This is a genomic window from Streptomyces sp. NBC_00490 (assembly GCF_036013645.1).
Taxonomy (GTDB): Bacteria; Actinomycetota; Actinomycetes; order Streptomycetales; family Streptomycetaceae; genus Streptomyces; species Streptomyces canus_F.
This window is the reverse complement of the sequence record NZ_CP107869.1, coordinates 3,624,324-3,639,309: the sequence shown is the minus strand read 5'-3', so window position 1 is coordinate 3,639,309 and position 14,986 is coordinate 3,624,324. Positions and strand designations below refer to the sequence as shown.

At 68.1% G+C, this 14,986-nt stretch carries 14 protein-coding genes; 9 read left to right on the top strand and 5 right to left on the bottom strand.

Annotation, left to right across the window (positions count from 1 at the left end):
- Window positions 1-55 precede the first annotated feature (55 nt).
- Together OG381_RS16475 and OG381_RS16470 are read right to left on the bottom strand one after the other, a co-directional pair.
- Window positions 56-1,267: an alpha/beta hydrolase family protein gene (locus tag OG381_RS16475; protein WP_327716858.1), complete on the bottom strand. Its 1,212-nt coding sequence runs from the start codon at window positions 1,265-1,267 to the stop codon at window positions 56-58.
- 82 nt (window positions 1,268-1,349) lie between these two features.
- Window positions 1,350-1,976: a TetR/AcrR family transcriptional regulator gene (locus OG381_RS16470; RefSeq protein ID WP_327716857.1), complete on the bottom strand. Its 627-nt coding sequence runs from the start codon at window positions 1,974-1,976 to the stop codon at window positions 1,350-1,352.
- A gap of 198 nt (window positions 1,977-2,174) precedes the next feature.
- Between OG381_RS16470 and OG381_RS16465 the strand changes: the two genes are divergently transcribed.
- The gene (locus OG381_RS16465) at window positions 2,175-3,662 is read left to right on the top strand and encodes an MFS transporter (protein WP_443062032.1); all 1,488 of its coding nucleotides are present in this window, start codon (window positions 2,175-2,177) and stop codon (window positions 3,660-3,662) included.
- A gap of 283 nt (window positions 3,663-3,945) precedes the next feature.
- Window positions 3,946-4,260 (top strand): small hydrophobic protein, encoded by a 315-nt coding sequence (locus OG381_RS16460; RefSeq protein WP_327716855.1) that lies wholly within the window; start codon window positions 3,946-3,948, stop codon window positions 4,258-4,260.
- 50 nt (window positions 4,261-4,310) lie between these two features.
- On the opposite strand, the gene OG381_RS16455 is transcribed toward OG381_RS16460, so the two are convergent.
- Together OG381_RS16455 and aceE are read right to left on the bottom strand one after the other, a co-directional pair.
- The gene (locus tag OG381_RS16455; protein WP_327716853.1) at window positions 4,311-5,051 is read right to left on the bottom strand and encodes a potassium channel family protein; all 741 of its coding nucleotides are present in this window, start codon (window positions 5,049-5,051) and stop codon (window positions 4,311-4,313) included.
- A gap of 72 nt (window positions 5,052-5,123) precedes the next feature.
- Window positions 5,124-7,856 carry a pyruvate dehydrogenase (acetyl-transferring), homodimeric type gene (gene aceE / locus OG381_RS16450; protein ID WP_327716852.1) on the bottom strand — a complete coding sequence of 911 codons (2,733 nt, stop codon included), beginning with the start codon at window positions 7,854-7,856 and terminating at the stop codon, window positions 5,124-5,126.
- A gap of 363 nt (window positions 7,857-8,219) precedes the next feature.
- Here aceE and OG381_RS16445 point away from each other — a divergent pair, with 363 nt between their 5' ends.
- The 6 genes from OG381_RS16445 (at window position 8,220) to OG381_RS16420 (ending at window position 12,705) form a co-directional block, all read left to right on the top strand.
- On the top strand, window positions 8,220-8,657 hold the full coding sequence (locus tag OG381_RS16445; RefSeq protein ID WP_046259140.1) for a DUF3052 domain-containing protein: 438 nt from the start codon (window positions 8,220-8,222) through the stop codon (window positions 8,655-8,657).
- A gap of 117 nt (window positions 8,658-8,774) precedes the next feature.
- Entirely contained in the window at window positions 8,775-9,233 is a 459-nt protein-coding gene (locus OG381_RS16440) for a peroxiredoxin (protein ID WP_307031459.1), read from the top strand.
- A 113-nt stretch (window positions 9,234-9,346) separates the two neighbouring features.
- Complete coding sequence (locus OG381_RS16435; protein ID WP_327716851.1) at window positions 9,347-9,922, top strand: calcium homeostasis/redox stress adaptation protein; 576 nt, start codon at window positions 9,347-9,349, stop codon at window positions 9,920-9,922.
- A 101-nt stretch (window positions 9,923-10,023) separates the two neighbouring features.
- Window positions 10,024-10,599 carry a TerD family protein gene (locus OG381_RS16430; protein ID WP_327716850.1) on the top strand — a complete coding sequence of 192 codons (576 nt, stop codon included), beginning with the start codon at window positions 10,024-10,026 and terminating at the stop codon, window positions 10,597-10,599.
- A gap of 127 nt (window positions 10,600-10,726) precedes the next feature.
- A complete protein-coding gene (locus OG381_RS16425) occupies window positions 10,727-11,875 on the top strand; it encodes a DUF475 domain-containing protein (protein ID WP_327716849.1) in 1,149 nt (382 codons plus the stop codon).
- 92 nt (window positions 11,876-11,967) lie between these two features.
- Window positions 11,968-12,705 (top strand): TerD family protein, encoded by a 738-nt coding sequence (locus tag OG381_RS16420; RefSeq protein WP_327716848.1) that lies wholly within the window; start codon window positions 11,968-11,970, stop codon window positions 12,703-12,705.
- Window positions 12,706-12,814: 109 nt separating this feature from the next.
- Here the strand turns inward: OG381_RS16420 and OG381_RS16415 are convergent, their stop codons facing one another.
- Window positions 12,815-13,603 (bottom strand): TerD family protein, encoded by a 789-nt coding sequence (locus tag OG381_RS16415; protein WP_327716847.1) that lies wholly within the window; start codon window positions 13,601-13,603, stop codon window positions 12,815-12,817.
- Window positions 13,604-13,799: 196 nt separating this feature from the next.
- Between OG381_RS16415 and OG381_RS16410 the strand changes: the two genes are divergently transcribed.
- The gene (locus tag OG381_RS16410; protein ID WP_327716846.1) at window positions 13,800-14,966 is read left to right on the top strand and encodes an HpcH/HpaI aldolase/citrate lyase family protein; all 1,167 of its coding nucleotides are present in this window, start codon (window positions 13,800-13,802) and stop codon (window positions 14,964-14,966) included.
- The last annotated feature ends 20 nt before the right edge of the window (window positions 14,967-14,986 follow it).

Sequence of the window (14,986 nt, the reverse complement as noted above, 5' to 3'; positions counted from 1 at the left end):
CGAGCTCCTCCGTCGCCTCCCTGCGCAGACCGCAATTCCTGCGTCTCTACGCGCGTCAGCCCGCCACGGTGCCGGACAAACCGGCGCGGCAGGCCTCGTCGTCCGTGGCACAGTGCACCGAGCGATATGCGCCGACGCCGATCTCGGCGAAGTTCAGCAGGCTCTCGGTACCCGGCTCGAAATAGCCGCTGTGCCCCTTCGCGTCCGCCGCCGAAAGCACCCGTGCCCCGAACGCGGAGGACACCGGGTCGGCACCGTGGCCCAGACCGCCGAGCTCCAGGTACGGCACGTCCTGGATCCAGTCGTCGGCGTCCCGCATCGCCCACACCTGGGCCGAGGTGTGCAGCTGGGCGGCGTTGGTGACCCGCATCCCGGGGCTGCCGGCCACCGCGATGTCGGCCACCCGCTCCGGCAGGGTGTGCGCGGCGACACCGCACACCACCGAGCCGTAGCTGTGGCAGAACAGGGAGACGGGCGTGCTGCCGGGCAGCGCGCGCACCAGCGCGTTCAGCCGGACGGCGCCGCCCTTGGCGCGGGTCGCGGTCGCCGAGTCGAGGCCGAGGCCGCCGGGGGCGGTGTAGTCGGCCCAGGCGATGACGGCCGTACGCGTCGAGGGGCTCGCCGCCTTCTCCGCGGCGTACAGCGACTTGGCCATGCCGACCGGGGCCGAGTACTTGCGGTAGGTGCGCTGGAAGGTGAGCAGATCGGTGTCGACGCCGGGGACGACGACCGAGATCCGCTGCGCCTTGTCCAGATCGCCGAAGACCTCGGCGACCCGCCCGGAGCCCGCCGGGTCGAAGGCGAGGATCTTGCGCTTGGTGTTCATCAGCGTCTCGAAGCGCTGCATACGGTTGCCCGCCTGGCGTTGCCCGTCGGCCGAGAGCCGGCTGTCGTGCATGCGTTTCAGCTCGACCTTGCGGGCCTGGCCGAGCGCGATGCGGTTGGCGCGGTAGCGCAGCTCGACGGGGGCGCCGTTCATGTTGCCGACCGCGAGGGGATAGCGGCGGGCGAGGGCGGAGCGCTGCTGAGCGGTCAGCGAGGCGAAGAAGCGCGAGAGCGCGGCGGAGGTCGAGTCGTCCGGGTCGGGCAGCTGGTGCCCCGCTATCCGGCCGTGCTCCCAGGAGCTGATCGAGCTCTGGAGCTCGGTCGTGGTCCGCTGGTTGCGCAGGGCGGTCCAGCCGGTGGTCGCGAGCATCACGAACACCACGGCCAGCGCGAGCAGTGCGCGCGACGCGTTCAGTTGGGGAGAGGTGTCGAAGGAAGTCACTGAAAGGACACACTAGGAGAACGAGAGGGTCTCGCGTTAACCGAGTGACAGAGGTCACGTTTCGGTGAGCGTGTCGATGACCTCAGTGTGTTCGCCAGTTCTCCGTCAGTGCTGGACCCACCTGTTCGAGATACGAAACGGTGAGCGTCCGCATCGCGTCCAGGCTGAAGTCCGCGGCCGCGCTCCACTGCCGTTCCGTCACCCGCATCACCCCGCTGAAGACGGCCACCGCGAGCCGCGGCCGCGGGTCGGCCGTCACGTCGAGGCCCTCGCGCTCGGCGATCACGCGCGCCAGGGTCTCCTCGACCTCCATGGAGCGCCGCAGATGGGCGGCGAGCAGCACCGGCGTCGACTCGATCACCCGGTACATCTGCAGATACAGCTCCACCGGTACGACGGACTCGATCACCTCGTTGAGCGAGTCCCAGCCCTCCAGGACCGCCTGGCGCAGCGCCTCCAGCGGCGCCTCGTGCGGCGGCCGCTCGCGCACCGCCTCGGTGAAGTGCGCGACGGCCATCTCGACGACGGCGAGGGCGGCCTCCTCCTTGTTGGCGAAGTAGCGGAAGAAGGTGCGCTGCGAGACCTCGACGGCGTCCGTGATGTCGTCGACGGTCGTCCCCTCGTAGCCCCGGGTGGTGAACAACTCGAGGGCGGCTCGAATCAGCGCCTCACGGGTGCGCTGCTTCTTGCGTTGGCGCAGGGTATCCATGCTGTGTCAGTTACCGACTTATGAAACGGTTTGTCAATTGTCAGCGGCTGTCATTAGCCTCGACGTATGACTAGTCAGACCACGCTCGACAAGCCGGGGCCGGAGGACGGCAGGCCGGCCGCCCCGTCGGAGGGGGCGCGGGCCTCAGGGCTGCGCGGCCACCCCTGGTTCACGCTCATCACCGTCGCCGTAGGCGTCATGATGGTGGCCCTCGACGGCACCATCGTGGCCATCGCCAACCCGGCCATCCAGCAGGACCTCGGCGCCACCTTCGCCGAGGTGCAGTGGATCACCAACGGCTACTTCCTCGCCCTCGCGGTCTCCCTGATCACCGCGGGCAAGCTCGGTGACCGCTTCGGCCACCGCCAGACCTTCCTGATAGGTGTGGTCGGCTTCGCGGCCGCCTCCGGTGCGATCGGTCTGTCCGACAGCATCGCGTTCGTCGTCACCTTCCGGGTGCTGCAGGGCGTGTTCGGTGCCCTGCTGATGCCGGCCGCGCTCGGTCTGCTGCGGGCGACCTTCCCGGCCGAGAAGCTCAACATGGCCATCGGTATCTGGGGCATGGTCATCGGCGCCTCCACCGCGGGCGGCCCGATCCTCGGCGGTGTCCTCGTCGAGCACGTCAACTGGCAGTCGGTGTTCTTCATCAACGTGCCGGTCGGCGTCCTCGCCCTCGTCATGGGCATCCTGATCCTGCTCGACCACCGTGCCGAGAACGCCCCGCGCTCCTTCGACATCCTCGGCATCGCCCTGCTGTCGGCCGCGATGTTCTGCCTGGTCTGGGCCCTCATCAAGGCCCCGGCGTGGGGCTGGGGCGACGGAAAGACGTGGACCTTCATCGCCGCGTCGGTCCTGGGCTTCGCGCTCTTCGCCTTCTGGGAGACCAAGGTGAAGGAGCCGCTGATCCCGCTGGGCCTGTTCCGCTCGGTCGCGCTGTCCGCGGGCGTGGTCCTGATGGTCCTCATGGCCATCGCCTTCATGGGCGGCCTGTTCTTCGTGACGTTCTACCTCCAGAACGTGCACGGGATGAGCCCGATCGACGCCGGCCTCCACCTCCTCCCGCTCACCGGCATGATGATCGTCGGCTCCCCGCTCGCGGGCGTGATGATCACCAAGCTGGGCCCGCGCATCCCGCTGGCCGGCGGCATGGCGGCCACCGCGATCGCCATGTACGGCATGTCCACGCTGGAGACGGACACCGGCAGTGCGGTGATGTCCCTCTGGTTCGCCCTGCTGGGCCTCGGCCTCGCCCCGGTGATGGTCGGCGCGACCGAGGTCATCGTGGGCAACGCGCCGCTGGAGCTCTCCGGAGTCGCCGGCGGTCTCCAGCAGGCCGCGATGCAGATCGGCGGCAGCCTCGGCACCGCCGTCCTGGGCGCCGTGATGGCGTCGAAGGTCGACAGCGACCTCGCCGGCAACTGGAAGGACGCGGGACTGCCGCCGCTCACCGCGGCCCAGGAGGCCCAGGCCTCCGAGGCGGTCCAGGTCGGTATGCCGCCGGTCGCCAAGGGCACCCCGGAGGCGATCGCCGCGAAGATCACCGACGTCGCGCACGACACCTTCATCTCCGGCATGAGCCTGGCGTCCCTGGTCGCCGCCGGAGTCGCCGCCGTCGCCGTCTTCGTCGCCCTGCTCACCAAGCGCGGCGAGAACGCGGAGGCGGGCGCGGGAGTGGGCCACGTCTGACGGGTCCTGTCCCGCGGGAGTTTCCGCGGGTCGAAACTGACGGGATTTCAGGCGACTTCGCCTATCAGGGTGAAGACGCTAAAGATTCCTCGCCCCCGGTACGCGCCGCAGGTCACAGTTAGTCAAGCCCTCCGCACGGCAGTGCATATGCCGCGGAGGGCGGCCGGTGCTGCGGCGCGCTGCCGGAGGGGGGCGGCGCGCCGCAAGGCCGGAGGATTGACCCCCGCAGCGGGGGTACTCGCCCTCTCGAACCCAATCTGCCTAGGGGTTCAGGGAGTTGTTGATGATGGCGGGTTTCGGAAACAGCACGCGCACGCGCAGGCACCCCCGCTCACGTGGCCGGACGTGGTCACGGACCGGGCCGGATCGCGCGACGCTCGGAATCATCGGTGTCATCTGCGCGGTCGCGGGATTCTTCGTACTGGGGATCATCCTCGGTCCGATCGCGATCGTGACCGGCTGGCTCGGTATGGGCCGCAGCTGGACGGGCTCCCGCCCGGTGACGGCCCTGGTCGCCGTCGTACTGGGCGCCATAGACACGCTCCTGGCCATCATCTGGCTGGCCGGAGCGGCCACCCCCGGAAGCGGCATGTTCTGAGCCGGGGGGAGTGAGGGGAGGGCCCCCGGTGGATGGGCCGGGGGCCCACCTCAGTGTCTGACCGACCGCTGCTCCTGCAACGCGGTCACCTGGGCCCGCAGCGCCCGCACTTCCTCGGTCAGCGCCACGATCGCCTCCGTCTGCCGCCGCTCCTCCACGTCGTCCTTCTCGAAGCGGGCGATGAACCAGGCCGCGATGTTCGCGGTGACGACACCGAGCAGTGCGATGCCGGAGAGCATCAGCCCCACCGCGATGATCCGGCCCAGTCCGGTGGTCGGTGCGTGGTCCCCGTACCCCACGGTCGTCATCGTGGTGAACGACCACCACACCGCGTCACCCAGCGTCCGGATGTTCCCGTCCGGCGAGTCCCGCTCCACCGAGAGCACCGCGAGCGAGCCGAACATCAGCAGCCCGACCACCGCGCCCGCGACATACGTCGTCAGCCGGATCTGCGAGGCCATCCGCGCCCGCCGCTGCACCAGCAGCAGCGTCGCCACGAGCCGCAGCAGCCGCAGCGGCTGGAGCATGGGCAGCAGCACCGCACACAGGTCCAGCCAGTGGCTGCGGACGAATCGCCGCCGGTCCCGGGAGAGCGACAGCCGTACGAGGTAGTCGACGGCGAACGCGCCCCACACCGTCCACTCCACCGCCGTGCACACCCTCGTGAGTGACCGGCCGGCCGTGTCGTCCACGATCGGCACGGCATAGGCGACGGCGAACAGCACCGCGAGCGCCATCAGAGGCCGCTGGGTCAGGTGTTCCCAACGGACCTGCGCCGATTGTTCCTTCATGACCGCATCGTAAAGAAGAGGTAAGGGCGGTGGGGCCGCTGAGCCCCACCGCCCTTCACATCACTCCGCTGCCTACGCGTCGCCGCCCGCGGCGCCCGGGTCGGCCGCCGCCACGTCGAGCAGCTGGTACCGGTCGATGGCCTGCTTCAGCACGGACCGGTCGACCTTGCCCTCCCGGGCCAGCTCGGTCAGCACGCCCACCACGATCGACTGCGCGTCGATGTGGAAGAACCGCCGCGCCGCGCCCCGGGTGTCCGCGAAGCCGAACCCGTCCGCGCCCAGCGACTGGTAGGTCCCCGGCACCCAGCGCGCGATCTGGTCCGGCACCGCCCGCATCCAGTCGGACACGGCGACGAACGGACCCTGCGCACCCGACAGCTTCCGCGTCACGTACGGCACCCGCTGCTCCTCCTCGGGGTGCAGCAGGTTGTGCCGCTCGACGTCGACCGCCTCGCGCCGCAGCTCGTTCCAGGAGGTCGCCGACCAGACGTCCGCCTTGACGTTCCACTCCTCGGCGAGGATCTTCTGCGCCTCGATGGCCCACGGCACGGCGACACCGGACGCGATGACCTGCGCCGGGATGGTGCCCGACGTGCCCTCGCGGTAGCGGTGGATGCCCTTGAGGATGCCCTCGACGTCCACGTTCTCGGGCTCGGCGGGGTGCTGGATCGGCTCGTTGTAGACGGTGAGGTAGTAGAAGACGTCCTCGCTGTCCGGGCCGTACATCCGCCGCAGACCGTCCTGCACGATGTGCGCGATCTCGAAGCCGTACGCCGGGTCGTAGGCGACACAGCCCGGGTTGGTCGAGGCGAGCAGCTGCGAGTGGCCGTCGGCGTGCTGCAGACCCTCACCGGTCAGCGTCGTACGTCCGGCGGTCGCACCCAGGACGAAACCGCGCGCCAGCTGGTCGGCCATCTGCCAGAACTGGTCGCCGGTGCGCTGGAAACCGAACATCGAGTAGAAGACGTAGACCGGGATGAGCGGCTCGCCGTGCGTGGCGTAGGCCGAGCCCGCCGCGATCAGCGAGGCCGTGCAGCCCGCCTCGGAGATGCCGTCGTGCAGCATCTGGCCGGTCGGCGACTCCTTGTAGGCGAGGAGCAGATCGCGGTCCACGGACTCGTACTGCTGGCCGAGCGGGTTGTAGATCTTCGCACTCGGGAAGAAGGAGTCCATACCGAAGGTGCGGTACTCGTCCGGCGCGATCAGTACGAACCGCTTGCCGAGCTCCTTGTCCCGCATGAGGTCCTTGAGCAGCCGTACGAAGGCCATGGTGGTGGCGATCGACTGCTGACCGGAACCCTTCTTCACGGTCGCGTACGTCTTCTCGTCCGGCAGCGCGAGGGGCTTGGCGCGCACGACACGGGTGGGGACGTAACCGCCGAGCGAGTTGCGGCGGTCGTGCATGTACTGGATCTCCTCCGAGTCCCGGCCCGGGTGGTAGTACGGCGGGGCGCCGGACTCCAGCTCCTGGTCGGTGATCGGGATGTGCAGCCGGTCGCGGAAGCCCTTGAGGTCGTCGACCGTCAGCTTCTTCATCTGGTGCGTGGCGTTGCGGCCCTCGAAGTTGGGACCGAGCGTCCAGCCCTTGACGGTCTTGGCGAGGATCACCGTCGGCTGGCCCTTGTGCGCCTTGGCCGCCGAGAACGCCGCGAAGATCTTCTTGTGGTCGTGACCGCCGCGGCCCAGGTGCAGGATCTGGTCGTCGGTCATGTTCTCGACCATCGCGCGCAGCCGCTGGTCGTCGCCGAAGAAGTGGTCGCGGATGTACGCGCCGGTCTCGGTGGCGTACGTCTGGTACTGGCCGTCCGGCGTGGTGTTCATCCGGTTGACCAGCAGACCGTCGCGGTCCTGTGCGAGCAGCGGGTCCCAGGAGCGGTCCCAGACCAGCTTGACGACGTTCCAGCCGGCGCCGCGGAAGACCGACTCCAGCTCCTGGATGACCTTGCCGTTGCCGCGCACCGGGCCGTCGAGGCGCTGGAGGTTGCAGTTGACGACGAAGGTCAGGTTGTCCAGGCCCTCACGGGCGGCGATCGTCAGCTGGCCGAGCGACTCGGGCTCGTCCATCTCGCCGTCGCCGAGGAAGGCCCACACATGCGACTTGGAGGTGTCGGCGATCCCGCGCGCGTGCATGTAGCGGTTCATCCGGGCCTGGTAGATCGCGCCGATCGGGCCGAGGCCCATCGACACGGTCGGGAACTCCCAGAAGTCCGGCATCAGGCGCGGGTGCGGGTAGCTGGACAGGCCGTGGGGCGCCTTCGACTTCTCCTGGCGGAAGGCGTCGAGGTTCTGCTCGCTGAGCCGGTCCAGGAGGTACGCGCGCGCGTAGATGCCCGGGGAGGCGTGGCCCTGGAAGAAGACCTGGTCGCCGCCGTCCCCCTCGTCCTTGCCGCGGAAGAAGTGGTTGAAGCCGACGTCGTAGAGCGAGGCCGAGGAGGCGAAGGTGGCGATGTGGCCGCCGACGCCGATACCGGGGCGCTGGGCCCTGGAGACCATGACAGCGGCGTTCCAGCGGGTCGCGTTGAGGATCTTGCGCTCGATCTCCTCGTTGCCCGGGAAGAACGGCTCGTCCTTGGTGGCGATGGTGTTGACGTAGTCCGTGCTGCGCATCTCGGGCACGGCGACGCGCTTCTCGCGGGCCCGCTCGATCAGCCGCAGCATCAGGTAGCGGGCCCGCTCGCGGCCGCGCTCGTCAACGGCGGCGTCGAGGGAGTCGAGCCACTCCTGGGTTTCCTCGGGATCGAAGTCAGGAACCTGACTCGGAAGGCCGCCAATGATGATCGGATTGCGATCGGATCCGGAAGCCACGCTGTTCCTTCGCTGTCAGAGGGCTGTTTTCCATGGGTATGAGGGAGGTCTGCACCGCTCCCCATCGTGTACCTCGGAAAAGCAAACGTCATCTCTACTGATTGGTAACCCGGTCTCTTCACGGGTTCCTCGACTCTCACTCGGGTTCCCAATGCCGCAAACCGGGCAGAAAGGTGTGGTGTAGGTCACTTATCACCACAATCGTGTGCCTGGAGTTGCGGTGACACCGCCAGGAACGTCACCGTTTCGGCGGTCTGAACGGCCGGGTACTTGCGCGATCCGTCCCGCCCGTGTGGACTACGGCCAATGCTTCGCGCACGCGCGTGGCTGAGTTATTCCCGAAACATGATCAGGAGGCAACCCGTGAGCGCGACCGCGGACCACGCGGAGGAGCGGACGAACCCTGCCGCAAGGCTGGGGTTCCAGCCCGAGCAGGTGGTCCAGGAGATCGGCTACGACGACGACGTCGACCAGGAGCTCCGCGAGTCCATTGAGGAAGTCATCGGCAGCGAGCTGATGGACGAGGAATACGACGACGTCGCCGATGCCGTAGTGCTTTGGTTCCGCGACGACGACGGCGACCTCACCGACGTACTGGTGGACGCCACCACGTACATCGAGGAGGGCGGCTCGATCCTGCTGCTGACGCCGAAGACCGGCCGCGACGGCTACGTCGAGCCCAGCGACATCTCCGAAGCCGCGACGACGGCGGGGCTCTCCGCCTCCAAGAGCGTCAGCGTCGGCAAGGACTGGAGCGGCAGCCGGCTGGTGACGCCGAAGGCAGCCAAGTCCAAGCGGTGATCCTCCGCCAGTGAGTACCGGACGGGCTGAGTTCCACTCAGCCCGTCCGTCAGTCTGTCGTGATCGCTGCGTAGGGTGTTCTCACCCGAACAGTCCACCCGAGAGGGATTCACGACGATGGCGATCCAGGCCGGGGAAAAGGCCCCCGACTTCGAGCTCAAGGACAACCACGGCAGGGCCGTGAAGCTGTCGGACTTCCGCGGCAGCAAGAACGTCGTCCTGCTCTTCTACCCCTTCGCCTTCACCGGGGTCTGCACCGGCGAGCTCTGCGAGCTGCGCGACAACCTGCCGCAGTTCTCCGACCGCGACACCCAGCTGCTCGCCGTCTCCAACGACTCCATCCACACCCTGCGCGTCTTCGCCGAGCAGGAAGGCCTGGACTACCCGCTGCTCAGCGACTTCTGGCCGCACGGCGAGGTCTCGCGCGCCTACGGCGTCTTCGCCGAGGACAAGGGCTGCGCGGTCCGCGGCACCTTCGTCATCGACAAGGAGGGCGTGGTCCGCTGGACCGTCGTCAACGCCCTTCCGGACGCCCGTGACCTGAACGAGTACGTGAAGGCGCTCGACACCCTGTGATTGTTAGGTTCCAAGCCCTGCGGAGGGCGGGAACCCGTCACTAGGATCGAGTCGTTGATCCGGTATCAAACGCATGGCGGGGCTCCCCGCCCCTGGACACCAATGGAGGACTCGTGGGAGTCAGCCTCAGCAAGGGCGGCAACGTATCGCTGACCAAGGAGGCCCCCGGGCTGACCGCGGTCATCGTCGGTCTCGGGTGGGACATCCGCACCACGACCGGCACCGACTTCGACCTGGACGCCAGCGCGCTGCTGATCGACGGCTCCGGCAAGGTGAGCAGCGACGCGAACTTCGTCTTCTTCAACAACCTCAAGAGCCCCGACGGCTCGGTCGAGCACACCGGCGACAACACCACCGGTGAGGGCGAGGGCGACGACGAGCAGATCAAGGTCAACCTCGCGGGCGTCCCCGCCGAGATCGAGAAGATCGTCTTCCCGGTCTCGATCTACGACGCCGAGAACCGCCAGCAGTCCTTCGGCCAGGTCCGCAACGCGTTCATCCGCGTCGTGAACCAGGCCGGCGAGGCGGAGATCGCGCGCTACGACCTCTCCGAGGACGCGTCCACCGAGACCGCGATGGTCTTCGGCGAGCTGTACCGGCACGGAGCGGAGTGGAAGTTCCGCGCCATCGGCCAGGGCTACGCCTCGGGCCTGCGCGGCATCGCGCAGGACTTCGGCGTGAACGTCTGAGCCGTTCCACCCGCACCACCCCGTCCGGCGCCGCACCGACCGCGTGCGGCGCCGGACGCGCAAGGCCACCTAGAAGCAGCACACGGGGAGGGACCAGGATCATGGGCGTCACGCTCGCCAAGGGAGGCAATGTCTCCCTGTCCAAGGCCGCACCCAACCTCACTCAGGTGATGGTCGGACTCGGCTGGGACGCGCGCTCCACCACCGGAGCCGCCTTCGACCTCGATGCCAGCGCGCTGGTCTGCAACAGCGGACGGGTCATGGGGGACGAGTGGTTCGTCTTCTACAACCAGCTCAAGAGCCCCGACGGCTCGGTGGAGCACACCGGCGACAACCTCACCGGTGAGGGCGACGGTGACGACGAGTCGCTCCTGATCGACCTCTCCAAGGTGCCGGCCCAGTGCGACAAGATCGTCTTTCCGGTCTCGATCCACGACGCCGACAACCGGGGCCAGACCTTCGGGCAGGTCAGCAACGCCTTCATCCGCGTGGTGAACCAGGCCGACGGCCAGGAGCTCGCCCGCTACGACCTCAGTGAGGACGCCTCCACCGAGACCGCCATGATCTTCGGCGAGCTCTACCGGTACCAGGGCGAGTGGAAGTTCCGCGCCGTCGGCCAGGGGTACGCGTCCGGCCTGCGGGGTATCGCGCTCGACTTCGGGGTCAACGTCTCGTAACGCGATATGAGCAAAAACCGGGGCCGGGTGGGGTGCGGAGGGGGGCCGACTAGACTCCGCTTCAAAGTTCGGTAAAAAGCCGAGTAGGGCAGCGGGGGAGACCCGTACATACAGGATTGGGTAGCCAGTGGTTCTGAAAACCTTCGGCTGGTCGTTCGCGGTCACCGCGCTCGGCCTCGTAGCGGCGGTCTTCTACGGGGGGTGGACCGGGTTCGGCATCGTGGCGATCCTCTCCATCCTCGAGATCTCGCTGTCCTTCGACAACGCGGTGGTCAACGCCGGAATCCTGAAGAAGATGAGTGCCTTCTGGCAGAAGATCTTCCTCACCGTCGGTGTTCTCATCGCCGTGTTCGGCATGCGGCTGGTGTTCCCGGTCGTGATCGTCGCCATCAGTGCCAAGATCGGCCCGATCGACGCGGTCGACCTCGCCCTCAACGACAAGGATCAGTACCAGCAGCTCGTTACCGACGCCCACCCGGCGATCGCCGCGTTCGGTGGCATGTTCCTGCTGATGATCTTCCTCGACTTCATCTTCGAGGACCGTGACATCAAGTGGCTCGCCTGGCTGGAGCGCCCGCTCGCCAAGCTCGGCAAGGTCGACATGCTGTCGGTCTGCATCGCGCTCGTCGTCCTGCTCGCCACCGCCATGACCTTCGCGACCCACGCCCACCAGCACGGCGGCGCGCATGTCGACAAGGCGGAGACGGTTCTGCTCTCCGGTATCGCCGGTCTGATCACGTACATGATCGTCGGTGGTCTCTCCGGCTACTTCGAGGACAAGCTCGAAGAGGACGAGGAACGCGAGCACGAGGAGGAGGAAGAGGCGGCACGCTCCGGCAAGCCGCGCTCGGCCGTCGCGCTCGCCGGCAAGGCCGCGTTCTTCATGTTCCTCTACCTCGAGGTCCTCGACGCCTCCTTCTCCTTCGACGGAGTGATCGGCGCCTTCGCCGTCACCAACGACATCGTGCTGATGGCGCTGGGCCTGGGCATCGGAGCCATGTACGTCCGTTCGCTGACCGTGTACCTGGTCCGCCAGGGCACCCTCGACGACTACGTCTACCTGGAGCACGGCGCGCACTACGCGATCGGCGCGCTGGCCGTGATCCTCATGATCACCATCCAGTACCAGATCCACGAGGTCATCACCGGTCTCGTCGGTGTCGTCCTGATCGCCTGGTCCTTCTGGTCCTCGGTGCGCCGCAACAAGCGGCTGGCGGAAGCCGAGGGAAAAGCGGCGGGCTCGGACGAGAAGACTGAGGTCTCGTCCGGGGTGTGACCCGGCCTCGGGTGAGGAACGCTCTGAGCGGGGCGGCGTCGACTCCTCGACGCCGCCCCGTCGGTCTTTGACGTGAACGTGGGGGCGGGAACATGGGCTTCTTTGACGGACTCCGGCGCGGACGCGCGGCCGACTTCGACTCGGGCAACGCGGCGACCAACTCGATCGTGCTGACCAAACGCCACGACCGGGTCTCCCTCAAGGAGCAGGGCGCGGAGACGGGCCATCTGCGCATCAACCTCGCCTGGCGGATGCGGACCTCCGACTTCGGCGGCTCACAGCGCGAGAGCCTGCTCAGGCACCCCTTCAGGGCGCTCAAGCCGCCGGAGGTGATGGGGCACAGCCAGAGCATGGTCAACGTCGACCTCGACCTGGGATGCCTGTACGAGCTGGCCGACGGGACGAAGGGCGTCGTGCAGCCCCTCGGCGCGTTCTTCGGGGACGTCAACTCGGCGCCGTACGTGAAACTCAGCGGCGACGACCGGTTCGGATCGGCGTCCGGGGAGACGATCTACGTCAACCTCGACCACAAGGACGCCATCAAGCGGATCCTGGTGTTCGTCTACATCTACGACCAGACGCCGGCGTTCGACCGTACGCACGCGATCGTGACGCTGTATCCGAGCAACGGACCGCGCATCGAGATAGGCCTCGACGAACGTCACCCCCAGGCCCGCTCCTGTGCCGTCGTGATGATCGAGAACGTCAAGGGCGAGATCGTCGTCCGGCGCGAGGTGAAGTTCGTCTACGGGTTCCAGGCGGAGCTGGACCGGCTGTACGGGTGGGGGCTGCAGTGGGGCCGGGGCTTCAAGACGAAAGCGGAACGCTGACGCTGAGTCCTGGCCGCTTCGCATGAGGGCTCGGGGCGCATGGTCCGACGGCGGCTGCCGGTCGTCCGTGGTTGATCGCGCAGTTCCCCGCGCCCCTGGGGTGTGCTCGTCAGCGCCCGATGAACTGGGGGCCCTGCGGAGGGAGCCGGAAGTCCGGGTCCGGGGGGACCGTGACCGGGGCCTGGGGGTAGCCGTAGGCGGGCTGGCTGGTCGGCTGAGGGTAGCCGTACGCCGACTGGGTCGGCGGCGGGGACTGGGGGTAGCCGTAGGACGGCTGGGGCGGGACCACTGTCGTGGGCTGCTCCGGGGGCAGGGGCTGGGAGAACTCCGGGGCCGGCTCCTGTGCCGCCGCCTCCGACTCGTCCACCGAGATGCCGTAGTCGCCCGCCAGGCCCTTCAGACCGTCCGAGTAGCCCTCGCCCAGGGCACGGAACTTCCAGCCCTCCCCGCGGCGGTACAGCTCCCCGCAGATCAGCGCGGTCTCGCGGCCGGTCTCCGGCTTGATGTCGAAGTAGGCCAGCGGCTCACCGTCGGCGACCGAGGCGTCGTACAGCAGGATGCGCAGGCCCTGCACGCGGTCGAAGGTGACGTCCTCCGCCGATGCGACCAGGAGAATCTGACCGACACCGGACTCGACACCGCTGAGATCTGTCTGGATCGTGTCGGTGAGGCCCTCGGCGACCCGCTTCTTGCCGAGGCGCCAGACCTTCCCGGAGGGGTGCCGGGGCTGGTTGTAGAAGACAAAGTCCTCGTCGGAGCGCACACGACCGTCGGGGCCGAGGAGCAGCGCCGAGGCGTCGACATCCGGGACCCCCTGCCCGGGCGTCCAGCGCACCACGGCGCGCACCGTGGTGACCTCGAGCGGGACGTTCGACCCCTTCAGCATGGCGTGCGTCATGCGGTCATCCTGCCTTCTCGGTCCTGGTCACGACAACGCGGGGGTGCGGGTTCCGCAAGGAAATCCGAGCCCGTCGTGCGCGCCTGCGTTACCTGAAGTTCATGCCCGATGGGAACCCCTGACATGGGTTTGTACGTACTATTACCGGCCACCTGTGAAGTGTTCACAGAAGGCCCAGCCGCCACGGGGGAGTCATATGCGTCATTTCGGGCACATCGCCCCTGAGGTGCGTCAGCGCCTCTTTCACCAGGAGCCGTGCGAGTTCGACGCGGACTCCTCGGCCCGGCTGCTCTCCGCGGCCCTGGGCGCCACGCTCTACAGCCCGGCCACCAGGCCGCGGCTCGCCGACGACATCCTGAAACAGGTCGGGCGTGGCGTGGTCTCGATGGTGCTGTGCCTGGAGGACTCGATCGGCGACGAGGACGTCGTCGAGGCCGAGGAGAACCTCGTACGACAGTTCACGGAGCTCGCCGAGGGAGCGGTGGCCGATCTTCCGCTGCTCTTCATCCGGGTCCGCCACCCCGAGCAGATCCCCGACCTCGTCCACCGGCTCGGCCCCGCGGTCCGGCTGCTGTCCGGGTTCGTGCTGCCGAAGTTCACCGAGGAACGCGGCATCACCTTCCTGGAGGCCCTCTCCGGCGCCGAGGCGGCGAGCGGACGGCGGCTGTTCGCCATGCCGGTGCTGGAGTCGCCGGACCTGATGTACCGCGAGTCACGGGTCGAGACCCTGGAGGGCATCGCCCGCGCGGTCGACAAGTACCGGGACCGGGTGCTGGCACTCCGCCTCGGCGTGACCGACTTCTGCTCCTCCTACGGCCTGCGCCGCGCCCCCGACATGACCGCCTGGGACGTCCAGATCGTCGCCTCCGTGATCGCCGACGTGGTGAACATGCTGGGCCGGGCCGACGGCACCGGCTTCACGGTGACCGGGCCGGTCTGGGAGTACTTCCGCGTCCAGGAGCGCATGTTCAAGCCTCAGCTGCGCCGCAGCCCCTTCCTGGAGGGCCAGGCCGAGGAACTGCGCGAGGCGCTCATCGAGCACGCCATGGACGGGCTGCTCCGCGAGATCTCACTCGACCAGGCCAACGGTCTGATGGGTAAGACTTGTATCCACCCCTCGCACGTGCTGCCCGTGCACGCACTGTCGGTGGTCAGTCACGAAGAGTTCAGTGACGCCGCGGACATCCTGCGCCCGGAGCGCGGCGGCGGGGGAGTGCTGCGGTCGCAGTACACGAACAAGATGAACGAGGTGAAGCCGCACCGGGCCTGGGCCGAGCGCACCATGCTGCGCGCCGAGGTGTTCGGGGTGGCCAACGAGGACATCGGCTTCGTGGAGCTGCTCGCCGCCGGAATCCCCGACTGAGACACAGTGGCTGGGTCGGT